The organism is Bradyrhizobium sp. BR 1433 (assembly GCF_051547665.1).
Classification (GTDB): Bacteria; Pseudomonadota; Alphaproteobacteria; order Rhizobiales; family Xanthobacteraceae; genus Bradyrhizobium; species Bradyrhizobium australafricanum.
Window position 1 is genome coordinate 8,049,054 of the sequence record NZ_JBPUGG010000001.1, and the last position, 23,948, is coordinate 8,073,001.

General features: G+C 63.9%; 20 protein-coding genes and 1 pseudogene. 18 read left to right on the forward strand and 3 right to left on the reverse strand.

Annotated features, from left to right (window positions below; all coding sequences use genetic code 11):
* Window positions 1-331 precede the first annotated feature (331 nt).
* From ACSKB9_RS38660 to ACSKB9_RS38685, 6 genes are all read left to right on the forward strand, one after another.
* Window positions 332-622, forward strand: coding sequence for a glycosyltransferase (locus ACSKB9_RS38660; protein ID WP_438080578.1), 291 nt, complete (start codon window positions 332-334; stop codon window positions 620-622).
* Window positions 619-1,911: an O-antigen ligase family protein gene (locus tag ACSKB9_RS38665; RefSeq protein WP_438079591.1), complete on the forward strand. Its 1,293-nt coding sequence runs from the start codon at window positions 619-621 to the stop codon at window positions 1,909-1,911. The genes ACSKB9_RS38660 and ACSKB9_RS38665 overlap by 4 nt, the downstream gene beginning before the upstream one ends.
* Window positions 1,908-2,963, forward strand: a complete 1,056-nt coding sequence (locus ACSKB9_RS38670; RefSeq protein ID WP_438079592.1) for a lipopolysaccharide biosynthesis protein — start codon at window positions 1,908-1,910, stop codon at window positions 2,961-2,963. The genes ACSKB9_RS38665 and ACSKB9_RS38670 overlap by 4 nt, the downstream gene beginning before the upstream one ends.
* Window positions 2,911-3,228 carry a hypothetical protein gene (locus ACSKB9_RS38675; protein WP_438079593.1) on the forward strand — a complete coding sequence of 106 codons (318 nt, stop codon included), beginning with the start codon at window positions 2,911-2,913 and terminating at the stop codon, window positions 3,226-3,228. Before ACSKB9_RS38670 ends, ACSKB9_RS38675 begins: the two co-directional genes overlap by 53 nt.
* Window positions 3,225-3,851 carry a class I SAM-dependent methyltransferase gene (locus tag ACSKB9_RS38680; protein WP_438079594.1) on the forward strand — a complete coding sequence of 209 codons (627 nt, stop codon included), beginning with the start codon at window positions 3,225-3,227 and terminating at the stop codon, window positions 3,849-3,851. The genes ACSKB9_RS38675 and ACSKB9_RS38680 overlap by 4 nt, the downstream gene beginning before the upstream one ends.
* Window positions 3,852-3,936: 85 nt before the next feature.
* Entirely contained in the window at window positions 3,937-4,608 is a 672-nt protein-coding gene (locus tag ACSKB9_RS38685; RefSeq protein WP_438079595.1) for a class I SAM-dependent methyltransferase, read from the forward strand.
* Window positions 4,609-4,629: 21 nt separating this feature from the next.
* Here the strand turns inward: ACSKB9_RS38685 and ACSKB9_RS38690 are convergent, their stop codons facing one another.
* From ACSKB9_RS38690 to ACSKB9_RS38700, 3 genes are all read right to left on the reverse strand, one after another.
* Window positions 4,630-5,349: a class I SAM-dependent methyltransferase gene (locus ACSKB9_RS38690; protein ID WP_438079596.1), complete on the reverse strand. Its 720-nt coding sequence runs from the start codon at window positions 5,347-5,349 to the stop codon at window positions 4,630-4,632.
* Between the two features lie 8 nt (window positions 5,350-5,357).
* Window positions 5,358-6,668, reverse strand: a complete 1,311-nt coding sequence (locus tag ACSKB9_RS38695; protein WP_438079597.1) for a nucleotide sugar dehydrogenase — start codon at window positions 6,666-6,668, stop codon at window positions 5,358-5,360.
* A gap of 78 nt (window positions 6,669-6,746) precedes the next feature.
* Window positions 6,747-8,051, reverse strand: coding sequence for a glycosyltransferase family 4 protein (locus ACSKB9_RS38700; RefSeq protein WP_438079598.1), 1,305 nt, complete (start codon window positions 8,049-8,051; stop codon window positions 6,747-6,749).
* 117 nt (window positions 8,052-8,168) lie between these two features.
* Here ACSKB9_RS38700 and ACSKB9_RS38705 point away from each other — a divergent pair, with 117 nt between their 5' ends.
* The 12 genes and pseudogenes from ACSKB9_RS38705 (at window position 8,169) to ACSKB9_RS38760 (ending at window position 23,664) form a co-directional block, all read left to right on the forward strand.
* Complete coding sequence (locus tag ACSKB9_RS38705; protein ID WP_438079599.1) at window positions 8,169-9,419, forward strand: glycosyl hydrolase; 1,251 nt, start codon at window positions 8,169-8,171, stop codon at window positions 9,417-9,419.
* Window positions 9,420-9,530: 111 nt separating this feature from the next.
* Window positions 9,531-11,711, forward strand: coding sequence for a bi-domain-containing oxidoreductase (locus tag ACSKB9_RS38710; protein WP_438079600.1), 2,181 nt, complete (start codon window positions 9,531-9,533; stop codon window positions 11,709-11,711).
* Between the two features lies 1 nt (window position 11,712).
* Window positions 11,713-13,701 carry an alginate lyase family protein gene (locus ACSKB9_RS38715; RefSeq protein ID WP_438079601.1) on the forward strand — a complete coding sequence of 663 codons (1,989 nt, stop codon included), beginning with the start codon at window positions 11,713-11,715 and terminating at the stop codon, window positions 13,699-13,701.
* Entirely contained in the window at window positions 13,698-14,852 is a 1,155-nt protein-coding gene (locus ACSKB9_RS38720) for a glycosyltransferase (protein ID WP_438079602.1), read from the forward strand. Before ACSKB9_RS38715 ends, ACSKB9_RS38720 begins: the two co-directional genes overlap by 4 nt.
* A 666-nt stretch (window positions 14,853-15,518) precedes the next feature.
* Entirely contained in the window at window positions 15,519-16,109 is a 591-nt protein-coding gene (locus ACSKB9_RS38725) for a calcium-binding protein (protein ID WP_438079603.1), read from the forward strand.
* 16 nt (window positions 16,110-16,125) lie between these two features.
* Window positions 16,126-16,437 (forward strand): annotated as a pseudogene (locus ACSKB9_RS38730) (calcium-binding protein); the annotation flags it as partial.
* Window positions 16,438-16,441: 4 nt separating this feature from the next.
* Complete coding sequence (locus ACSKB9_RS38735; protein ID WP_438080675.1) at window positions 16,442-16,792, forward strand: hypothetical protein; 351 nt, start codon at window positions 16,442-16,444, stop codon at window positions 16,790-16,792.
* A 460-nt stretch (window positions 16,793-17,252) separates the two neighbouring features.
* Window positions 17,253-17,867: a class I SAM-dependent methyltransferase gene (locus ACSKB9_RS38740; RefSeq protein WP_438080580.1), complete on the forward strand. Its 615-nt coding sequence runs from the start codon at window positions 17,253-17,255 to the stop codon at window positions 17,865-17,867.
* A gap of 195 nt (window positions 17,868-18,062) precedes the next feature.
* The gene (locus ACSKB9_RS38745; RefSeq protein ID WP_438079604.1) at window positions 18,063-20,297 is read left to right on the forward strand and encodes a peptidase domain-containing ABC transporter; all 2,235 of its coding nucleotides are present in this window, start codon (window positions 18,063-18,065) and stop codon (window positions 20,295-20,297) included.
* Complete coding sequence (locus tag ACSKB9_RS38750; RefSeq protein WP_076833256.1) at window positions 20,287-21,633, forward strand: HlyD family type I secretion periplasmic adaptor subunit; 1,347 nt, start codon at window positions 20,287-20,289, stop codon at window positions 21,631-21,633. The genes ACSKB9_RS38745 and ACSKB9_RS38750 overlap by 11 nt, the downstream gene beginning before the upstream one ends.
* On the forward strand, window positions 21,630-23,345 hold the full coding sequence (locus tag ACSKB9_RS38755; RefSeq protein WP_438079605.1) for a tetratricopeptide repeat protein: 1,716 nt from the start codon (window positions 21,630-21,632) through the stop codon (window positions 23,343-23,345). The genes ACSKB9_RS38750 and ACSKB9_RS38755 overlap by 4 nt, the downstream gene beginning before the upstream one ends.
* The gene (locus ACSKB9_RS38760) at window positions 23,320-23,664 is read left to right on the forward strand and encodes a tetratricopeptide repeat protein (protein ID WP_438080581.1); all 345 of its coding nucleotides are present in this window, start codon (window positions 23,320-23,322) and stop codon (window positions 23,662-23,664) included. The genes ACSKB9_RS38755 and ACSKB9_RS38760 overlap by 26 nt, the downstream gene beginning before the upstream one ends.
* The last annotated feature ends 284 nt before the right edge of the window (window positions 23,665-23,948 follow it).

Consider the following 23,948-nt stretch of genomic DNA (forward strand, 5'->3'; position numbering starts at 1 on the left):
TGGTGCCGTTGGTGCCGGCATGGGATCCGCCGGCGGTTGTGCCGGCATTCGACGACCGTCCATTTCATCTGCTGTGGTGCGCCCGCCTCAATGACGACGCCAAGAATGCGATCTTCTTCGAGAACGTCGCGATCGCGCTTGGCCGGATCGTGCCCGGGCTGAAGGTGCGTGTGGTCGGGTCCGGCGCCGCCGAACGGCGCATGCTGGCGCGGCTCGGCGGTGCCGGCATCGATGTCAGCCACGACCGCTACCTGCCGTGGCAGGCGATATCGGACGTTTTTCTGCAGTCGCGGCTGCTGCTGCTGCCTTCACTGCTGGAACCGTGGGCCTGGTGTGCAACGAGGCCCTGCAGTGCGGGGTTCCGTGCCTGGTGTCGCCCCATGTCGGGGCAGGCGGTGAGTTGGTCCGTGACCAGGACAACGGCTATGTTTGCGCGCTCGATGAACAGGTTTGGGTCGACGCGGCGCGCGGCTTGCTCGAACATCCCGCGCACTGGGAGGCGATGTCGCGGCAGGCCCGGCAGAGCGTGCGACGCGATGCGCTTGCCGACGCCGCGGCGCGTTTTGCGGCCGCGGTCGATCATCTCTTGAGGGCTCCGGCCCGGCAGGAGGCCGTGCAATGATCGGCAGATGGTGGCTGCGAACCGATGTCTTTCTGCACGCCTATCTGGTGATGGTGCTCGGCTGCATCTATTTCCTGTTCAATTTCATCGAGGGCATCTCGTTCGCGGAAAGGGCCGGGGAATCCACGCTGTTCCGCGGCGCCTGGCTGCTGCTCTACATCCTCCTGGTGCTGCACATTGCAATCGATCGGAAGCGCTTCGGCCTGCTGATGCTGCAGTCGCATCTCTATCTGACGTTCATCGTCTTCGCCCTGGTATCACTGGCGCTGAGCGCCGACCCCGCCGGCTCGTCGATCAAGTTCGCGATGTATCTGTTGACCACGATGTTCTCGGCGTGGGTCGTGATCAGCTGCCCGGTTGATCGTCTCGTCGATGCGCTGTTCCGGATCGGGATCGTGGTGCTGATCGTTCACGTCCTGCTGTTTCCGGTGATCGGCTCGCAATGGGATTACGACCCGCTGCATCGGCCGACGGTGCTCGGAACCCAGGCCTATGCCGGCGTGTTCGGTCACAAGAACCTCGCGGGCGCATTCTTCGGTCTCATGGTGCTGATCTGCTTCGTGCGCATGCTGGCAGGACCGCGCCGCCAGTTCGGCTGGACGCTGCTGCTGATGGGATGTCATCTTTTTGCGCTCGCCGCGGCCGGCGCCGCAGGTCCGCTGATCAGCATGTTGACGGCGCTTGCCGTGACCTTCGGGCTCGTGCTCGTGGTGCTCGGGCACAGGGGGGCTGCCTCGATCTATTGGCTTGGCCTCGCTCTTGTTGCGCTTGTCGTGTTCGCCCTGCCGAGCGACGAGTTGTACGGGCTGGTGGGCCGCAGCGGAAACCTGACCGGCCGCTCGTTCCTCTGGTCGGTCTGGCCGCACTTCTTCTGGCAGCACCCCTGGCTCGGCTACGGGTTTTCGGGATTCTTCAACGAACTGCCGAACTCGCCGGTGAACGAGCTGACGAGCATGGCGCCGTGGAATACCGAGTTCGGCTCGTTCGAGAACTCCTATCTTGACGCCTTTCTCCAGTTCGGCCTGCTCGGCGGTGCGCTCTATATGCTGCTGCTGGCGCGCGCGTTGTGGAACACGATCGTCTTTGCGTTCGAGCGGACAGGGATGTACTGGCTGGCACCATTCGCGATGCTGCTGTTCGTCGTGATCGCGTCGGCCAATGACTCCAGCCAGCTGCTGCACAATTATTTCGGCTGCGTGCTGGTGTTCTGGTGCTATTTCGGCCCGGAGGCCAGGCTGCAAATGGCGCCGCGGCGGACATTCAACAGATTGCGGGTGAGTGAGGCGTGAGTGCGTTGATCGACAGGCTGGACCGGGTGGCGGCTCAGGCCCGGGTCGCCGGTGCCGTGAGCGGATTACTCCGCCGGCTGCGGCGGGCCGGGGGCAATGTCGCGCTCGGCCTGATCGATCAGGCGCTGCTGAGCGGCTCCGCCTTCGTGCTGACGATCGTGCTCGCCAATGTGCTCGACATCAATTCGTTCGGCAGGTTCAGCGTCGCCTGGTCGCTGTCGATCCTGATCGAGGCGGTGTTTCTGCGCGGTCTGTTCGACGACGGGCTGCCGGCGGCTGCGCACCGGATTCCGAAATCGCTATGGCCGCAGCTGCGGCTCGGCCTCTATCTATCGTCGCTGCTCGTCTCGGGTGCGCTCGGCCTGCTGCTGGTGAGTGCGGGCCTTGTGATCGCAGCCGTCGGCGGGGAGGCCGGCGGGCTCGTGATCGCAACCGGGCTCGCGATCCCGGCGGTTCGGCTGCAGAGCATGTTCCGCCGGATCTGCTATCTCGACGGGCGACTGCCGCGCGCGCTGGCGTCCTCGCTGACCTATTGCGTGGCGCTGGTCGTCTCGGCCGGGCTGATGATCGCGCTCAAGCTCGCCGGCGCCGCCGCGGCGATGGCGTGTATCGCAATTTCGGCCGCGCTCGCCGGCAGCCTGCTGCTGGCCCACACCCGCGAGCTGGCCTGGCCGCAAGCCGAAAATCTTCCGCGGCTCGCTGCGGCGGCTGTTTCGGAACGGGCGCTGGTTCGTCGCGACCTCGCTCACCTACTGGATCGGCAGCATCGGGCTGATCCCGGTGTGCGGCTTCCTGATCGGGCTGGACGCGAGCGCGTCGCTGCGAATCCTGCTGTTGGTGTTCGCACCGCTCAGCCAATTTTGCGCGACGATGTTCTCGGTTCGCCTGCCGGAAATCGCGGCCGAACTGCGCGCCGGCCGGCGCAGCGCGGTCGCCGCTGCCGCGCGCGAAAATGCCCTGTTGCTCGGGTCGGTCGCCGCGGCCTATGGGGCGGCGGTCGTGCTGCTCGGCCAGCGCATTCTGGCGCTTGTCATCCACGGACAGAGCTATGAGATCGGTACCGGCAGCCTCGCCTTGATGGGCGCTGCGATGGCGCTCGACGCGGTGTGGCTCGGCCTCGCTCTGCCGCTGTTTGCGACCGGCAAGCCGCAGCGGTTCATGCTGAGCCGGATTGCCGGCCTCGTCGCGCTGTGCTGCGTCCTGCCGTTCGCAGCCGAGGCCTGGCAGGTGATGGGCGCGGTTGCGGCGATGGTGGCCTCCAGCGCGGCGTCGGTGATCACGGTTGTGCTGACCAATTCGGCGCGGGAGCGGACATGACCGACGACGCGCGCGGCGGCTCGCTCGAAAAGCTGCATATCGGCGCCTTCAATTGCGGCATCGACGGCTGGATCAATACCGACATCACGATGCACCTGTGGATCGCGCGGGTGCCGTTCGCGGCGAAAGCGCTACATCTCGCCGGCATGCTGAGCGATGCCCGCTATGCCGAGCATCGCCAAGGCAAGTTTGCCGGACTGCTCCACATGAACCTGACCAAGCCGCTGCCGTTCGCGGATCGCAGCCTCTCGGCGGTGTTCAGCGCGCACGTCTTCGAGCACCTGTTTCCCGACGAGGTCGAGCGGCTGGCGCGCGAGATCGCGCGGGTGCTGGCGCCTGGCGGGGTATGTCGCATCGTCGTCCCCGACATGGAGCGGATCGTCGCGCTCTACGATCCGGCGGCGCCGCTGGCTTTCCTCAAGGGCGTATTCGAGATCGATCGCCGCAAGGAGGCCGCCTTCGCGCATCACTGGGGCTTTACCCGCGCCTCGCTCGCCGCGCTGTTCCGCGACGCCGGCTGTTCGGAAACCCACAACCGTGCCTATCGCGAGGGCGTCTGTCCCGACATCGACCGGCTCGACAACCGGCCGGACGAGTCGATCTTCTTCGAGGCCATCAAGTGAGCGTGGCAGGAAAATCGAAGCATTGTAGCGTGAGAGATCGCGCATGCCGTGCTAGACCGAACCGACCGGTAGCAGGAGACTGACCTTGCTGGGTGCGATTCAAGCCCGATTTTCCAATGCAGCGCGCCAGCGGCGCGGCGAATTTCTCGTCCGCACCGTGAACCTACCGCTCGATGCGAAAATCCTCGATCTTGGCGGCGGGACCGGCCGGCACATTCGCGCGATCCTGCCGCGCCATACCGACATCACGGTCTGCGACATATCGGCCGACGATCTCAAGGCCGCGCGCGAGCGCTTCGGATTCAAGACGGTCCTGCTGCGGGAGACCGAGCGCCTGCCGTTCGACGATCAGGCGTTCGACTTCTGCTTCTGCTCGTCGGTGATCGAGCATGTCACCGGGCCGAAGCGGGATGTCGTGACGATCGAGGACGGAGCGGCGTTTCAGAGCATCGCGCGCGAACATCAGAACCGTTTTGCGGGCGAGATCTCGCGGGTCGCAAAGTCCTTCTACGTGCAGACGCCGTACCGGTACTTTCCGATCGAAAGCCATACCTGGCTGCCGGGCATCATCGTCCTGCTGCCGAGGCGGCTGCAGATCGCGCTGATCGAGCGATTCAATCGCTTCTGGTTCAAGCGCACTGCGCCCGACTGGCATCTGTTCGACTGGCGCGAGATGACCGAGACGTTTCCGGACGCGAAGATCTATCGCGAACGCTATCTCGGCATGACCAAATCGCTGATGGCGATCAAGGCGTGAGGCAGCCATCCGCCTGCCAGGTCAATCGTCGCGCCGGGCCAGGATATTGATCAGCGTGCCCACTGCGGGCTGGCGATCGAGCGCCGGCGGCAGCGGGGAGCCGGCAAAGCTGTTCCCCAGCATCGTGAAGCCGTGTTGTCGGAGCAGATCCTGCATGGCCGCCGGCGAGGTGTCGAATTTGGAGAACGCGAGATAGCGAAACAGCGGCCGCGCCGATACGCGTGAAGAGGCCGCATGCGCGAGCTTGTAGCTCCGGCGCAGCAGCGATCCGCGGTTGGGGATCGAGAGCAGCAACAGCCCGCCGGGCCTGAGCACGCGATGCATCTCGGCGAGGCACTGCGCCACGTCGGGAACATATTCCAGCACGCTCGCGCACAGCGTGCCGTCGAAGGATCGATCGGGAAACGGCAGGCTCGCGATGGTCGGGATCTGCCGGAATGTGAGCCGTTCGGCGAGCGTGCCGTCAGCGTGGCGGCCGCAAGCCGCCGCAATCATCTCCGATGAGGCGTCGACGCCGGTGACGTCGCAGCCGCGCGCGGCGAGCAGGCGGGACAGCGTTCCGGTGCCGCAACCGGCGTCGAGCCAGCGCTGTCCGTTGAGGTCCGCGTTCCCGAGCAGACCGAACATCGCGGCCGTCCGCGCCCTGAAGGTGCGGCTCTGATGCAGCGTCTCCCACCCCGACGAAATTTCGTCGTGAAAGCGGATTTCGGGTCGCTCGCGGGTCTGGCCCATGGTGGCCATGATATTCCCTACCAGTGGAAGCCACTCACCTTGGCGCGCACCTGCTCGGGCAATCCGATCTCCGACAGTTCGAGCACGACCTGGTCGGGACGCGTCGCCGTCAGCGCCGCAACGAAGCGTGGATCGGCCGTCGTCAGCACGATAATGTCGGCCCATTCGATGGTTGCCGTCACGTCGTCGTTCAGCAGGCCGACCAGTTCCGGATTGCGCATCAGGAAATCCCGGTTGGCGCCGATCAATTGCGAGAGCTGCACATTGGGGTCGTAGATCCGGATGTCGCGCCGCTCGCCGCGCAGGCTCTTCACCAGCCTCACGAAAGGACTGTCGCGGACATCGTCGGTGCCGGCCTTGAAGCTGATGCCGAGGAACGCGATGCGGCGGCCCTCATGCGACAGGATCCAGTCGGCGCCGCGCGACATGATCATGTCATTGCTCGGCAGGATGCTCTCGAGCACCGGCGTCGACAGTCCGCGGCTGTGTGCAAGGTGTTTCAGCGCCTTGACGTCCTTGGGCAGGCAGGAGCCGCCGAAGGCGAAGCCCGGCCGCAAATAGGCCGGCGAGATGTTGAGCCTTGTGTCCTGCATGAAGATGTTCATGACGTCGCGCCCGTCGATGCCAAGCGTCTTCGCAATCGTGCCGATCTCGTTGGCAAAGCTGACCTTGAGCGCATGCCAACTGTTGTCGACATATTTCACCAGTTCCGCGGTCTCGACCGCTGGCGTGATCTTGGCGCCGGGCAGATCCTTGTAGAGCGCCATGACGCGGTCGGCGGTTTCCTGGCTGAAGGCGCCGACCACGGTCTTGGACGGCGCGTTGAAATCCGCAATGGCGCTGCCCTCGCGCAGGAACTCGGGATTGAAGGCAAGGTCGAAATCGCGTCCGATCCTGTTGCCGGAGGCTTCCTCGATCAGCGGCCCGACGGTACCGCGAGTGGTGCCAGGCAGCACGGTGGAGCGGATCGTCACGGTATGCGGCGCGTTCTTGGCGCGCAGTCCGCGGCCGATCTCGATCGCGACCTGTCGGATCGCGGTCAGGTCGAGGTTGCCGTTGCCGGACGAGGGCGTGCCGACGCAGACCATCGATATGTCGCTGTTGACGATCGCTTCGGTGGCGTCGGTGGTCGCGGTCAGCTGACCGGTTGCCACCGCGCGCGCCACCTTGTCCGAGATGCCCGGCTCGACGACCGGCGATCTGCCTCCGCGGATCAGGTCGACCTTCGCAACGCTTTTGTCGACGCCGATGATCTGGTGGCCGAGTTCGGTGAAGCAGGCGGCGCACACCGTTCCGACATAGCCGAGGCCGAAAATGCTGACATTCATGCTTCGACCTTCAACAATCCAGGACGTGCGCGTGGCCGCAGCCGCGTCGCGTTTGACATGAGTGAGGCGGCTGCGCGTTCAAGACGATGCCCGCCCGGCAGCTGCGTTCGCGCTGGAAGGTTGCGAGGTCGGCCGCTCGGCGGGTGCATGCGCGCGCGGTGCACGGCTTTGTGCGGGGACCTTCCCGGCGAACAACGCCTCATAGGCCGCGAGCAGCTTCGGCTCCTCATGGGTCCACGACAGCGCCCGCTCGACGCGGTTGCGGCCAAATGCCCCCATCGTCTGTCGCAATGCCGGATCGTCGATCAACGCGATGATCTTGCTGGCAAAATCCTTCGGGTCGTTCTTCGCGGCATAGAGCGAGGCGTCGAGCGCCGAGCGGCGGCCTTCGCGAACGTCGAACTGAACGATCGGCCGTCCGAGCGCCATGTATTCCATGATCTTGTTCATGGTGGAGATGTCGTTCATCGGCGTGACGCGGTCCGGATTGACGCAGACGTCAGCGGTCGAGAGCATCGTGAACAGCGCCTCATCCGCGATGGCGCCGGTGAAGTTCACGTAGTCGGAGAGCTGCATCTCCTCGCAGAGCTTGACCACCGCATTCCACTCCGGCCCGGTGCCGGCGATGTTGAACTGGATGTCGGTGCGGCCGAGATCGTGCACGATGTGGCCGATCGACTGCAGCAAGAGATCGATGCCTTCCGACTGGCCGATCACGCCGACATAGCCGACGCTGTAGCGCCGGCCACGGCGCCAGGCCGGATCGGCCGGCCGCGAGCGCACCCGGTCGAGATTGGGGCCGGATCGCACCACGAAAACCCGGCTGGCCGGCATACCGCCGCGCGTGATCGCGATCTCGCGATAGGATTCGTTAGTCGCGATCGAGATGCTCGCCGTCTTGAAGGTGAGATATTCGACCAGCCGCAGCAGCTGCCAGAAGAAGTCCCTGCGGCCGAATTTCGCCTCGTAGAGCTCGGGATTGACGTCGTGATGATCGAACACGAAGCGCTTGCCGCCGAGTTTGAACAACAGGCCGATCAGGAAGATCAGGTCGGGCGGATTGCAGCCCTGGATCACGTCGAAGCCGTGCTTCCACGCCACCTTGATCGCGAGCAGCGTTTCCCAGAACAGCGCGACCGGATATTCGATCAGGTAGGCGGCGATCCCGCGCGCTTCCACCGGCATCGGATGGCGATAAATGTGAATGCCTTCGAGGCATTCGTAGGATTTGTCATGGCCGCGGCCCTTCGGGCAGATCACAGAAACTTCATAGCCCGCCTTGCGCAGCGACGTTGCTTCGCACCACACCCTGCGATCGAAAGGAACCGGAAGGTTCTCGACGATGAACAGGATCCGCCGCGGTGATGGTTGAGCTCTCGACATCTGAGATGATCTATACCATTGACCTAACAACATCACAATCCGACTAACATCGGCATTAACATGCGCGGCTTCCACTATGCAATCCCGGCACCGATGTGACGGCGACGAGACAGGGACATGGCAGGCAGAGTGAGGGATTGGGGCCAAAGGGCATTGATTGCGCTGGTTTTGAGCGCGCTGCTGCCGCTGGCCCACAAATGGCCGCTGCAGTGGAATGGTTCGACGTCAAGCGATGCGCTGAGTGCGAGCCGAGTGAATGCGGTGATCCCGCCGACGCTGTTCGGCATGACGATCAACGCAATCGGGCAGTCGCAGCCAAAGTCGCAGCCCTGGCCCGAGCTCAAATTCGACGGCGTTCGGCTATGGGGCGCGATCTACTGGGCACAGATCAATCCGGCGCCCGGCATCTACAATTGGGCGCGCTTCGATGCCATCCTGGCGGCGGCGGAGCGCGAGCACGTCGAGATCGTTGTCAATCTCGCCTATACGCCGCGCTGGGCCGCGTCGGTGAAGGATGCGCCGCCGGCGTTCACGCCCGGTGCAAGCTCGCCGCCGGCCGATCTCACGTCATGGGACGACTGGGTGCGCGCGGCCGTGGCGCGCGCCGCCGGCCGCATCAAATACTGGGAAATCTGGAACGAGCCCGAGGATCCCAAATATTACTCGGGCGATATCGCAACCATGGTCCAGCTGCAGAAGCGGGCCTACGAGATCATTAAAGCCAGCGATCCCACCTTGACCGTGCTGACACCGCCGTCCAACGGCACACCGGACGGATATCGCTGGCAACAGGCCTTCATGGCGCAAGGCGGCGGACAATATGCCGACGTGTTCGCCTTCCACGGCTACACGAGCGAACCCGAAGCGGTGATTGAAATCATTGCGCGCTTCAAGAAAATCCTCGCCGCACACGACCTGTCCGCGAGGCCAATCTGGGACACCGAGGCCGGCTGGTCGTCCTATGAGGACAATCCGGACGGGTGTCTGGCGCGCGCCTACATCCTGAAATGGATCAGTGGCGTCGACCGGTTCTATTGGTACGAGTTTGCCGGAGGCGGCAGCGACTTTGGAAAATTATGGGACCCGGCGCGCGGGCTGCTGCCGAGCGGAATTGCCTACCGCACGATCCAGTCCTGGCTGGTCGGTGCAAGTGTCGTGGCCGCAGGCAGGACGTCGCCGACGACCTGGCGCGTCGAGCTTCGCATGCCGGATGGCCGTAACGGCTTGATCCTCTGGACCACCAAAGGCCGGTCCGTTTACCGGGTCGACCCGCGTTTCAGCCTTTACCAGGGCCTCGACGGCGGCGAAGGGCCTGTCGCCAACGGCGAGGTCGAGATCTCGCCAAAACCGGTCCTGTTGCTGGAATGATAACAATGTTAAGTCTCCGGCAATGAGATAATTATGACGATGATCCTGGCTTCATTGCGGGCGGCAGGCGCGATACAAGGAGCGCTGTTAACTTGAGGCGATTGACCGACCGTGAAGCAGATCGCGCAGAACTATAAGAGCGGCGAGCTCAAGCTGATCGATGTGCCGGCGCCGCGCTGCCGCCCCGGCGGGGTTTTGGTGCGCACGGCGTTCTCGGCGGTGTCGACCGGCACCGAGATGATGAAGTTCACCGAAGGCCGCCTGTCGCTGCTCGGCAAGGCGCGCGCGCGACCTGACCAGGTTGCCAAGGTGGTGCGTTCGGTCCGTCAGCAGGGGTTGGCTGCGACCTATCAGAAGGTGATGAACCGCCTCGATTCCTACACGCCGCTCGGCTACTCGCTGTCGGGCACCGTCGTGGAGGTGGGCGAGGGCGTCGGCGGCTTCTCGGTCGGACAGCGCATCTGCTGCGGCGGCAATCAATATGCAACCCACGCCGAATATAATTGGGTGCCGGTGAACCTCTGCGTGCCGCTGCCGGACAGCGCTGCGCTGGACCAGGCCGCATTCACCACGATCGCCTCGATTGCGCTGCAGGCGATGCGCCAGTCGGAGATCCGTTTCGGCGAGACCGCCTGCGTGATCGGGCTTGGGCTGATCGGCCAGATCATGGTGCGGCTGCTGCGCAGCGCCGGTGTCGTGGTCGTCGGGCTCGACCGGCTGGAGGCGCGCTGTCGCCAGGCGGAGGCTGCGGGCGCCGCGGTCTGTGCCGTCGCATCGGATGATGCCGCGGCCGAATTCCGCGCCCGGATCGACCAGCTGACCGCAGGCAACGGCGTCGATTGCGTGTTCATCACCGCGGGCAGCGACGATCCCGATCTCGCATCGCGTTCGGCGGCGCTGCTGCGCGACCGCGGCCGCATTGTCGATATCGGCAAATGCACGCTGAACCTGCCGTGGAACGAGTTCTACGACAAGGAGCTCGACGTGCGCTTCTCGCGCTCCTACGGCCCCGGCCGCTACGATCCGCTCTATGAGGAGGGCGGCATCGACTATCCGATCGGTCATGTGCGCTGGACCGAGAAGCGCAATATGGAAGCGATCGTTGCGCTGCTCGCCGACGGGCGGCTCGATTTTTCCTCGCTGATTTCCGAAACGGTGCCGCTGGAGCAGGCGACGTCGGCCTTCGAGCGCATGAGCCGCGGTGAGGTCGGCCTCGGCATGGTGTTCGCCTATCCGGACGCCGCTCCCCGCGCGATGCAGATGATCTATAATCCGGCGGTTGCCCTGCGTAGCGGCCGGGTGCGGCTCGGCGTCATCGGCGCCGGCAATTATGCCTCCAGCATGCTGTTGCCGCAGCTTGCGAGCAACCAGCGCGTCGACCTTGTCGAGGTCGCCACCAATACCGGCCTGAGCGGCGCCACGGCGGTCCGCAAGTTCGGCTTCGCGCGTGCCTCGACGGATGCGGCCTCGGTGCTCGGCGCCGACGACATCGATGCCGTGCTGATCGCAACGCGCCATGCCTCCCATGCCGACCTCGCGACGCAGGCGCTGCGCGCCGGCAAGGCGGTGTTTGTCGAGAAGCCCTTGGCGATCGATACAAGCTCGCTCGATCGATTGGAGCAGGTGATCCGGGAAACCGGCAACAGCCGGCTGATGGTCGGCTTCAACCGCCGCTTTTCGCCGCTGCTGCAGGGCATGCGCGCGGCGTTCGCGCCGGCAGGACCGCAGACCCTGCAATATCGCGTCATCGCCGGGCCGCTGGAGAAATCGTCCTGGTATCTGCAGGCCGAGAGCGAAGGCAGCCGCTTCGTCGGCGAGGGCGGCCATTTCATCGACGTGTTGTGCTGGTGGCTCGGCGCCGAGCCGGTGCGTGTCTCCGCGAGCACGGCGGCCAAGGACGTCGACAATCTCGTCGCCACCTTCGATTTTGCCGACGGTTCGGTCGCGAGTCTCAGCTATCTCACCGGCGGCGATCCGCGGGTGCCGAAGGAAGCGCTCGAGATATCGGCAAGCACGGGTTTTGCCGCCTTCGACAATTTCTCGGGCTTCGAGGTCTGGCACGCCGGACAGCGCACGGCGAAGACAGCGCGGCTCGACAAGGGCCAGCGGCCGATGCTGGATGCCTTCATCGCCGCGGTCGCATCGGGAGCCGCGATGCCGATCGCGCTCGACGGGCTGCTGGCGACCACGCGCGCAACGCTTGCCGTGCAGGAAAGCGCGGCCGCCGGGATGCCGATCAATCTGACGGCCGGCGCGGCAGAGCAGGGCGTCGCGCGCGCCTCGACGGCGTGAGATGAATCCGGCCTGGTATCTGCGCAGGCTGCAGCGCATGGAGCCGTCCGAGCTTGCGGGGCGGGTGAACGACCAGGTGCTGCATTTGCTCTGGCGGATCACTCCGCCCGACATCGCACGGCGCGCCGGCGCCAGGCTCGCTGCCGGCCCGCGGCAGCCGCGCCTGAAGCCGCTGCCTTCGCGGGCGAGCGCCCCGCAACAGGCCGCCGAACGGCTGATCCAGAGCGCCGACCGGATTCTCGTAGGGCACTGGCGGATTTTCGCCAGGGACCATGGGGCCCTCGGCGAACGGCCTGACTGGTTCGTCGATATCAGAAGCGGCAAGCGGGCGCCGGCCGGTGTGCACGCATTCGCGGTTCCCTATCGTGACGAAACCGCGGTCGGAAACATCAAATACATCTGGGAGCCGTCGCGTCATCACCATCTCACGGTGCTCGCGACCGCGTATTACCTGACCTCCGACGAGCGCTACGCCGTGCGCGCGGCCGAGCATCTGGTGAGCTGGTGGCGCGAAAATCCGTTCCCGCGCGGCCCGCACTGGATCAGCGGCATCGAGCTTGGCGTGCGGTTGATCTCATGGGCCTGGGTGCGCCAGCTGCTGCAGAACTGGCCCGGTGCTGCCGCGCTGTTCGAGGACAACGAACTGTTCCTGACGCAGCTCTATGCGCATCAATACTGGCTGTCGCAGTTCCCAAGCCGTGGCTCCTCGGCCAACAACCACCTCATCGCGGAGGCTGCCGGGCAGTTCGTGGCGGCTTGCGTGTTTCCGTTCTTCCAGGACAGTGCGCGATGGCGCGAGCAATCGGCCGCCACACTGGCGCACGAAGCCGTTGCGCAGACGCTTGCCTGCGGCAGCAACAGCGAGCTCGCGACCGATTATCATGGCTTTGTTCTCGAACTGCTGCTGGCGGCGGCAGTGCAGGGCGAGTCCTCCGGACATCCGCTTGGCGATGCGGTGTGGACCACGATGTGCCGCATGAGCGACGTCATTGCTGCGATGCTGGACGATCGCGGTCATCCGCCGCGGCAGGGCGATGGCGACGACGGCATCGGCCTGTTGCTCGACGATCACGCCGGCAATCGCTGGCTCGGCTTGCTCGCCAGCGGCGCGCGCCTGTTCGGCGCTCTGCCATGGTGGCCCACATCGCCGGAGCCCGATCTGCGCAGCTTTGTGCTCACCGACGGCATCGAGGCCCGAGCGATCGCCGGGCGGCCCAAGCGCCGCCCGCATCTGCTCGAGGGGGCGGGACAGACCTTTCTGATCGATTCCGACCGCGCGGTGTGGTGCCGCTGTGACCATGGCCCGCATGGCTTCGGCCGCATTGCCGCCCACGCCCATGCGGACGCGTTGTCGCTCGAATGCAGGATCGGCGGTGTGGAGATCCTCGCCGACCCCGGCACCAATTGCTACCATGGCGATCCGCGATGGCGGGCCTACTTCCGCTCCACGCTGGCGCACAACACGCTGTGCCTGTTCGCGCGCGACCAGTCAGTGTCGGGCGGGCCGTTTCTCTGGACACGGCATGCGCAGAGCCGGCTTGTCGCCGCCAGCGGTCTGGACGATCGCGATGCGGATGCGAGCTGGGTCGCGGAGCATTCGGGATATCGCGACGAAGCAGGTGTCGTGCATCGCCGCTCGGCGCAATTGCAGCGTCAGGCGGCGCGGCTCGTCGTCACCGATACCGTGCTTGCTGATGAAGCGCTTGCGGTGCCGGCGAGCCTCAGCTGGCATCTCGGTCCCGAGGTCGAATGCAGGCTCGAAGGGCACAGGGCGCAGCTCGCATGGCCCGGCGGGCGCGGCGAGCTCGATCTGCCGGCGGCCCTCAGCTGGGTGCCGTATCGGGGTGACGAGACCATGCCGGCCGGCTGGTATTCGCCGTCCTTCGATCTCAAGGTGCCGGCGACGACCTTGATCGGCTCCGGTACGCTCGCGGGCGGCCAAAACCTGGTGACCGAACTGCGCTGGTTTTCAGACCCGGCCGGATCATGAAGATCCTGGTCGCTCACAACAGGTATCAGGGACGCGGCGGCGAGGACGTCGTGTTTGAAGCGGAAGTCGACCTGCTGCGCGCCGCAGGACACAGCGTTGAAACGCTCACGGTCAGCAACGTGGCGATCAATTCGCTCGCCGCGCGCATCACGACCACGCTGTCGATCGCCGATAACGCGGAGGGAAAGCGGGTTGTGGCGGAGGCGATCGACCGCTTTCGCCCCGACGTTGTGCACGTCCACAATTTCTTCCCGCTGCTGTCGCCCGCCGTGTTCGATCTCTGCCGGCAAAAGTGCGTGCCTGCGGTGGCGACCCTGCATAATTATCGCAGCATCTGCACCGGCGGCATGCTGCTGCGCGACGGCCGCATCTGCCACAAGTGCCTCGATCGCGGACACCTCTGGGGCGTCGTGCACCGCTGCTACCGCGGATCGCTTCCGGGCTCGATCGCCTCGGCCTACATGATCGCGCAGCACCAGCGCCGCGGCACCTGGACGCGTCCCGGCCTGCGCCTGATCGCGCTGACGCAGTTCGCCAAAACCCTGTTCACGCAGGCCGGCTTCGACGCCGATCGGATCGACGTGAAACCGAATTTCATGGTCGATCCGGGGGCGCCCGATGCAGCCACGCCGCGCAGCGGGCTACTCTATGTTGGACGGCTGAGCCGCGAGAAGGGCGTCGGCGTGCTGCTCGAGGCCGTTGCGGGGACCGGCGTGCCCTTGCGCGTCGTGGGCGAGGGGCCGGAGCGTGCTGCGTTGGAGGCTCGGGCTTCCGATCATGTCACCTTCCTGGGCGGGCTCTCGCGCGATGAGGTGCTGCGGGAAATGGCGAATGCCCGGGCATTGGTGGTGCCGTCGCTATGGTACGAAGGATTTCCGATGGTCGTGGTCGAGGCCTTCGCGTGCGGCACGCCGGTCATCGCCTCCGAGATCGGCGGACTTGCCGAGGTGGTGAGCGCCGGCAAGACCGGCGCGCTGGTGCCGCCGGGCGACGCGGCCACGCTCCGAAATCGGATCAGTGAGGTTTTCGGCGCCGCCGAACTGATCGCCGCATGGGGATGGGCCGCACGAGCCGCCTATCTCGAGCGCTACGCGCCGGACGAGAACCGCCGGCTGCTCGAGGCCATCTACGCGCGGGCCGCCGGGGGATGATCGCCGCAGGTCGGCGCTCTGCCCGCGATCGGGCATCGCCGGTTCCATGCCGACGTTGCTAACATATTGCGGCAAATCTGGTGTTAATTTGTTACAGCAGGATGTCTGAGCGGCATCGCGCCAGGTTTTTGATCTTGCGGTCGAACGGCGCTGATTCTGCGGGTGATTCCATGGATCTCGCTTGATCGAGCCCGCAAACTGCTGCCAAGGGGCGCTATAACACTGGCCGGTGGGGCGCCGGCTGCGAAGTTTGACGCTTTTTTGCAAAACGTCTCATGCGATGCAGAAATATTTTTTTCAGATCAGAAAATCGCGTCAAAGCGCTCACAGCATCAGCGAAATTCTGCGCTCCCGCGGTATCCGGGGCCCGTGAAACCCCGTATAATCGCTACCCTTTTTTGCGTCGCGGCTAACATTGGCGATTGGCCTACGCCCAATGTTATAGTGCATTGGAAATAGTGCTAAGTCTCACATAAATCTCAGGGAACCAGGTGTTAACAGCGCATTGCTGATTGACACTCCGGCCTAACGGTCTTAACAATGGACTTAACAAGTTCGTAACCTGGGTCCACATTTGAGTTGCGTCGCAACAAACCAGTTGTGAATCAACAGCTTATGTGTGGGCGAGCGGCTTGAATCCTCGTATCCCAAGCAGGGGCTACATCGATGGCGACTTACAATCTAGACCAGACGGACCTCAAACACGCGATCAACGGAACGATCGATCACTCGACCCAGCAACAGATTCTTGACTATCTGATCAACGCGGGGATCGGATACACCAGCCCGGATAACGGCGCGACGATTCCGGTGCAGGAAGGGGCTGGGATCACCAACCCGGATCCGAACGCCAATGTTCTGATCGAAACCAACCCGATTAACACCGTTAACACCGACGCCAACCTGAAGGCGATCATCGAGGACACCAACAAGGACGTCACGCTGACGGTGAACGGCAGCACCCCGGTGCTGGTCGCGACCGGCCACGGCAACGATCAGGTGTTCATCAACAACACCGGCGACACGACGGTTCTCACCGGCTCCGGCAACGACACCATCTTCGGCGGTGCCGGTCACGACTCGATCGATGCCGGCTCCGGCAACGACGTGCTGGTCGACAACGTCTCCGGTCACAGCACGCTGGATGGCGGCAAGGGCAACGATCTGCTGTTCGGCTCCGGTGCCGACACCCTGAACGGTGGCTCCGGCAACGACACACTCTACGGCGGCAGCTCGTTCGCAGCTGAGTGGCGGTGACGGCAAGGACGTGCTGGTGTCCGGCAGCACCGCCGGCAATTCCAGCACGCTGGATGGCGGCAAGGGCAACGATGCGCTGTACGGTGGTGCGGGCAACGACAGTCTGGACGGCGGCGCCGGCAACGACTCGCTGTATGGCGGTTCCGGTGTCGACACGCTGCATGGCGGCAACGGCAATGACCTCCTTGTCGGCGGTGCCCAGACTGCTGCTGAGTTCGGCGGCAACGGCAAGGACGTGCTCTACTCGGGCAGCGATGCGTCGCACGCGACCTCGCTCGACGGCGGTGCCGGCAACGACTCGCTCTATGGCGGCGCCGGCAACGACACGCTGCATGGCGGTTCCGGCAACGATACGCTGGTCGCCGGCTCCGGCACGCAGAACTCTGATCGGCGGCGACGGCAAGGACTCGTTCGTCGGCTCCGACACCGGTACGGCCTCGATGGTTGGCGGCTCCGGTCAGGACTACTTCTACCTGAACAACGCCACCAGCAGCGACACCATCGATGGCGGTGGCGGCAACAAGGACTCCCTGACCTTCCTGGATCACGCTTCGACCGACGTGAGCGACATCAGCTCTGGATCGAACGGTTCTATGGACATCACCTTCAGCAATGGTCAGGTGACCCAGATCAGCAACATCGAATACCTGATCTTCAACGATGGTAACTCGACCAAGCTGTAAGATCCTGAGGTCTGCACTAAGCGAAAGCGCCGCCCCAACCGAGGTTGAGGCGGCGCTTTTTTCTTTGATCGCCGGCATGGCCGTCAGGAATGGGTAATTGAAATTGAACAATCGAATACGCTGCCGTTGATGATCATGACGCACCTGCGATGAGTTCGACGGCTCGCCTCAAGGGGAAGCGCATGCGCGCATTCCGATTGGAACTTTGTCGGCCGATTCGCGTCGGATGCATCGAATCAATCACAAGTTCCGCCCGGGGCATTTCCGCCAATGGATGTTATAAGTTAGTTCGTCACATTCGGACCACGTAGCTTTTGTAAAGCCGTGCCGCTCGCTTGACACAACGGAGCTGCGGCCAATGGCTATCTGCGGCCCTGGCACCTTTGTTCAAGACGAACGATCGCTGCAGAACTCAGCCGCTTAACGAACTCGCGGAGCTCTCGAATTGGCCAAGAAAAAAATGCTGAATGCCGGCGCTGGATCGACGGTTACCAAGCGCATCCAGCCGCTCCTGACATCGAATGAATGGGACGAGATTCGATTAGACGTCGACGGCGGCGTGAGCCCCGACGTCGTCGGGTCGATTACCGATCTTGCCCGATTGTTCCCGGCGGCCTCGTTCGACGCGATCTGGTGTTCTCATGTCATGGAGCATCTCTACGCCCATGAGGTTCACCCCACATTCGTCCAGTTCCGCCAAGTCCTCAAGCCGGACGGATTCGCGTTGATCATGTCTCCCGACCTCGAGGCGGTCGCGCAGCACATGTTGACGCGCGGCCTCGGCGCGATCGCTTACGTCTCGCCGGCTGGTCCGATCCGGCCATTGGACATGATCTACGGGCATTCCGGCGCGATCGAGCAGGGGCGCTATCACATGGCGCACAAGACCGGCTTTTCGACCGAGCGGATGGGAAACCTGCTGCTCAGCGCCGGTTTCCCGACGGTTTCCGTTCGCAGCGGGAATTTTGAGATCTGCGCATTGGCGCTGATGCCGGAGGCCAGGGATGAGCGGATCAGGCCGCAGCTGGAGGCCTGCGGATTCGACTTCCAGGAGACGGTGACCGCCAACTCGTGATTTGTCGATGTTAAACAATGTTATAAGGTTCCCTGGTTAAATCGCGCGAGAACGTGCTCGAAATTGGCTTCGCGGCTTGCCGTGAAACATATCTTTTTCGGGTGACGCGCTGAAAATGCTGCGTTAGCGAACTAACAGTGATACGTTATATCTCGCTGGGACCGGACCTTGCGCAGTCGAAACTTCGAGGCATCCATGACCAAACACCTCTCGCTCGTCGGCGCACCTTCGGTGGAGGCGCTGCCACCTTCGGGCCTCGCTTGTCTCGTCATCGTGGCAAGGCAGCATGGCTTGCATCTGACCCCGTCCCAGCTGATCCACGACAACCTCCTGGGCGATCAGGAAGTCACGCTGGCCGAGCTTTTGAAGTGTGCGAATTCCTCGGGCATGACGGCAAAGGCCGTCACGCTGGACTGGAAGGGTCTGAGCCATCTCAAGAGGGCGCTGCCGGCCATCGTTCGGCTGCGCGACGGCAGCCACATGGTGCTGCTGCGCCTCGAAGGCGACGAGAACAGCTCCCGGGTGGTCCTGCAGGATCCGAACGCGAGCGAGGACGCGCTGCTCGTCATCGATCAACCGCGCTTTGAGGACATCTGGTCGGGCGACGTCGTCATGGCCAAGCGCGACTATGAGATTTCGGACGAGACGCAGCCGTTCAGCTTCGGCTTTGTCACCGCATTGTTGTTCCGCGAACGGCGCATCCTGCGCGACGTCGCGATTGCGGCGCTGATCCTGGGCTTCATGGGCCTGGCACCGATCATGTTCTGGCGGCTGCTCTCGGACAAGGTCATCTTCTACAAGGCCTACAACACGTTCTATGTGCTGTGTACTGCGATGCTCGTGGTCATCGTGTTCGAGGCGGCATTCTCGTTCCTGCGGCAGTATCTGGTTCAGCGTTTGACGGCACGCCTCGACGTCAAACTGTCGACCTACGTGTTCGAGAAGGTGCTCAATCTGCCGATCGACTACTTCGAGCAGAATCCGGTCGGCCTGATTTCCCGGGATATCCGCGAAGTATTTCGAATTCGCGGCTTTCTGACCGGGCAGTTGTTCGGGACCATTCTCGATTCGACGACGCTGTTCTTCTTCCTGCCCGTCATGTTCTTCTTCAGCCCGCTCATGACGCTGATGGTTCTTGCCTTTGCTGCGATGATCGTGACCTGGCTGATCGTGATGCTGCCCGCCTATCGGAAGAAGTCCTCGGCAACCCTGGCGGCCGAAGGGGCACAGGGAGCGTTTCTGATCCAGAGCCTGAACGGCATGCGGACCATCAAATCGCTGGCACTCGATGCGCGCCAGCGCCACATGTGGGACGTGCTGGTGGCGCGCGTCGCCAAGGCGCGGCTTGCGGAAGGCATGACCGGAACCGCCATCCAGACGCTGGTGAAGCCGTTGGAGCGGCTGGCGGTGAGTGCTCCCTATGCGTTCGGCGTCTACATGGCCGTGTCGAGTGGCGATCCGGTCTACGTTGGAGCGCTGTTTGCCTTTCTGATGCTGTCGCAGCGCGTTGCCGGGCCGCTGATGCAGATGGCCCAGCTCATCAACCAATATGACGAGGCGCGCACTGCGGTCACGATCGTCGGCAGGCTGGTGAATCAGCCGGCTGAGGAGGGACGTTCCGGCCATGGTGTGAGGGTCCCGCTGAAGGGGCTGGTCGAATTCTCCGGCGTCACGTTCAAGTACAAGGGCGCGGTGTCGCCGGCGCTCAACAATATCTCCTTCGAGATTCCGCTCGGCACGACGCTGGGCGTGATGGGCAAGAGCGGCTCGGGCAAGACCACGATCACGCGGCTATTGCAGCGCCTGCACTCCGACTATGGCGGACTGATCAAGGTCGACGGGATCGATGTCCGCGAATACGATGTCGACCACCTCCGGCGCAACGTCGGCGTCGTGCTGCAGGAGAACTTTCTGTTCAGTGGCACAATCCGCGAGAATATTGCGGCCGCAAAGCCCGATGCGACCCTCGACGACATTGTCAGGGCGGCGCGATTGGCCGGTGCCGAGGAATTCATCGACAAGCTGCCGCGAGGCTACGAGACCTATATCTACGAGGGATCCACGAATCTTTCCGGCGGCCAGCGCCAGCGCCTCGCGATCGCGCGAGCGCTGATCGTCAATCCGCCGATTCTGATCCTGGACGAAGCGACCAGCGCGCTCGATGCGGAGAGCGAGACGATCGTGAACGCGAATATTTCGCGGATTGCCCATGGCCGCACGCTGATCATCATCTCGCACCGTCTGTCGTCGCTGACGAAGGCCGACGCGATCCTCGTTCTCAACCGCGGCGTCGTCGACGATATCGGTCGTCATGAGGAACTTCTTGAACGGAACGACATCTACAGCTCGCTCTGGTACCAGCAGAACACTCACCTTGCGCCGGCGGGCCGCAATGAAAAGAATTTCAGGAGTCCGACCCTTGTCTCCTAATCAAGCTTCGCTCGCGACCGTTCGCCAGTTCCAGTCCGAGACCGATGCGATCCGCGAGGCCGCCGAGCCGTTGCTGGCCCGCGCAACGCTGTTCGTCCTGGTGGGGTTCCTCGCCGCCGTCGTGGCGATCATGTGCTTCACGCGCGTCGATCGCGTGATCACGAGCGTGGGCGGCAAGATCGTTCCCGTCGATCAGATCAACGTCCTGCAGGCTTTGGACGCGTCCATCATCAAGACGATCGATGTTCGGGAAGGTCAGCAGGTTGAGACGGGACAATTGCTCGCGACCCTGGACTCGACGTTCACGGCTGCCGATGTCACGCAGTACAAGCTGCAGGTTGCGAGCCTTGAGGCGCAGGTCGCCCGGGACGAGGCCGAATTGTCCGGAAAGCCGTTGTCGTACGGCCAATCCAACGATCCTGATGTCACCAGGTACAACTCCTTGCAAAAGGCGCTCTACGACCAGCGCGTCGCGCAGTACCACGCGCAGGTGAACAGCTACGATTCCAAGATCAGCCAAACCGAAGCGACGATCCAGAAGTCGAAGAAGGACGACGAGCGGTACAGTCAGCGTGCCGAGATCGCCGGCAAGATCGAGGACATGCGCTCGACGCTCGCCGAAAGCGGCAGCGGGTCCAAGCTGAACCTGTATCTTTCGCAGGACACGCGCCTGGAGCTGTTGCGTCAGATCGACAACACGCACAACACTTTGCTGGAAGCGCAGCACCAGCTGGATTCCTTGAAGGCGGATCGCAACGCCTTCACCGAGCAGTGGAACGCGCAGCTGAGCCAGGATCTGGTCACGACGCGCAACAACCTTGATACGGCCCGCTCACAGTATGACAAGGCGATCAAGCATCAGGACCTTGTGCGGTGGACGGCTGCCGAGCCATCGGTCGTCTTGACCCTCGCCAAGCTCTCGGTCGGGTCCGTGCTGAAGCCGGGTGATCCCTTCATCACGCTGATGCCGCTCAAGACGCGGCTCGAGGCGGAGATCCAGATCCTGTCGCGCGACGTCGGCTTCGTCCGGCCCAACGACCCCTGCACGATGAAGGTCGATGCGTTCAACGCGGCGGAGCACGGTACGGCCGAAGGCAAGATTCGCTGGATCAGCGAAGGCGCCTTCACGAACGACGATGATGGAAAGCCTGTGGACGCCTTCTATAAGGCGCGGTGTTCGGTCGACCAGACCAACTTCAAGGATGTTCCGAAGACCTTCCGCCTCATCCCCGGCATGACGCTGCAGGGTGATGTCAATGTCGGCACCCGCTCGGTGGCGATGTATCTGCTCGGCGGCATGCTGCGCAGCGCAAAAGAAGCAATGCGCGAGCCATGACGGTATCGACGCGTTCCCTTCTCAACTTGCTGCGCCCCGGCTCGTCCCGTTCAGACTCGAAGCCGTTTGAACGGGGGCTGGAGGCGTACGAGAACCAGCAATATCTCGAGGCGTTGCGGTTTTGGCGGCTCGCCTCGCAAGCCGGCGATCCGGAGGCGGATTACCGGATCGGGCTGCTCTATGCGCGGAACGAGGGCGTTATCGGCAGCCTTCCGGATGCGGTCGCGTGGTACGAACGCGCCGCCCTGAAGGGACATACCGAAGCCCAATTCCAGCTTGGCTTGATCTACTTCAACGGCGTCAACGCCACGGTTGGACCGAACAGGCCAGAGATGTGGCGGCAATCCACTGCGGCGCGTCTGGGCGACAAGGCGGTCAACCTCCACGATCTGGTTTTCCCGAACGGAATCGGCGTGCCCAGGGATATCGACGCCGCGTTCCTCTGGTTATCGGTGGCGGCGGAGGCCGGCAAAGCGGAGGCGCAAGCGATCCTTGGCGATATGTACGCCAACGGGCAAGGCTGCACGAAAGATCACGCTGCCGCCCTGCGCTGGTACGAGGCCGCGGCCGAGCAGAAGGCGGCGGCCGGTGAGTTCGCGCTTGGCGATGTGTATTATCAGGGGCGGGGCGTTCCCGTCGATTTCGCGGAGGCCGCGATCTGGTATCACAAGGCCGCGGAACAGGGACATGTTCGCGCACAGGTTGCGCTGGCTTTCATGTGCCTCAAGGGTACCGGGCTCCCCGAAAATGTCGAAGAGGCCGCACGGCTGTTCCAGAGCGCCGCTGCGCATGACGATACGATCGCGCTCTACAACATTGCGCTGTTGCGGTTGAGCGGCAAAGGGGCTGTCAAGGATCTCGACAGGGCCGAGACCGCATTGCGCAAGGCGGCGCGGAAGGACTTCCTGCCGGCGATCCAGGCGCTCGCTGAGTTCTATGCGCTCGGGACTGCCGCCGAGCCGGATCTGCGCGAGGCTGCGTATTGGTACGAGAAGGCGGCCGAGCGCGGCGATACGCAGGCGCAGTTCCTGACCGGACGCTTCTATGCCACCGGCACCGGCGTTCCGCCCAGCATTCGCCAGGCTGCGAAATGGTTCGAGCGTGCGGCGGAGGGCGGCCATGCCACGGCGGCCCACAACATTGCGGTGTTCTATCTCAATGGCAGGGGCGTGGCGCGCGATGTCGCCACTGCGATCAATTGGTTCGAGCGCGCGTCCGAGGGAGGCATTAGCGCCGCAGGCGTGCAACTCGGCCGGCTCTACTCGGCGGGCAACGGCGTGGCGCGCGATCAAGCGCGTGCGGCGGAGTGGCTCAGCAAGGCGGCCGACGGCGGCGATGCCGATGCGAAGACGGCCTATGCGATGTTTCTTATCCAGGATGAACCGTCCGCGGAGCGTCTTGCGCAAGCACGTGCGCTGCTGACCGACGCTGCCGAGGCCGGCCATCCGGCCGCGGCATTTCAGCTGGGCGGCCTTCACATGGGAAGATCCGGCGGCGCGGTCGACGTTCCGGCCGCAGCCCAATGGTTCAAACGCGCGGCGAGCGCCGGCCACGTCGAGGCCCAGCACATTGGCGCTACTGTATTCCGATCCCAAGAGCGGCCTCAAGGATCCGCAGGCCGCCGCCGGCTGGATCGTCAAGGCCGCGGACGGCGGCAATGCCGCGGCGCAGTTCAAGCTTGCGGTGATGTATTGCACCGGGCAGGGCGTTGAGCAGGACCTCGCCAAGGGCGTCACGTGGTACGAGGCGGCGGCGCGCCAGGGCCACAGGACGGCGCAATACAACCTTGCCGTGATGCTGGGCCGGGGACAGGGCCGCGATGCCGATCCGGCGAAGGCGGCCGAATGGTTCGAGGCCGCTGCGAAGCAGGGCATGATCGAAGCCCAACTCGCAATTGGCGATGCGCTGCGCGCCGGCAACGGCGTCGCACAGGATCGCGATCAGGCGCTGTACTGGTATCGACAAGCGGCGCAGCAGAACAACGAAGGCGCGCGACGTCGTCTGCAGGCAATGGGCGAGAGCGTTGGCTGAGATTGTTGGAGGCGGCATCGCGTCGCGCGCAGGCAACGGCAGAGATGATGGACAGCTTTGTTTTTGAGCGCGAAGGCACGGAAGCGGGCAAGTCCGCGTGACAATCTAGGCAGAACGAACAATGGTTTTCACATCGACGACAGAGAGATTGCGCTAATGTTGCGTTCGCGGAAGAAATGTTCATTGTACCTCTGGTTGTGTGGAGATGATCGATAAGGATCAGGAGGTCACGATCCGGGCATGTCAGGCAGCGTGATCTCGGGATCGAACTTCCGCGCGACCGG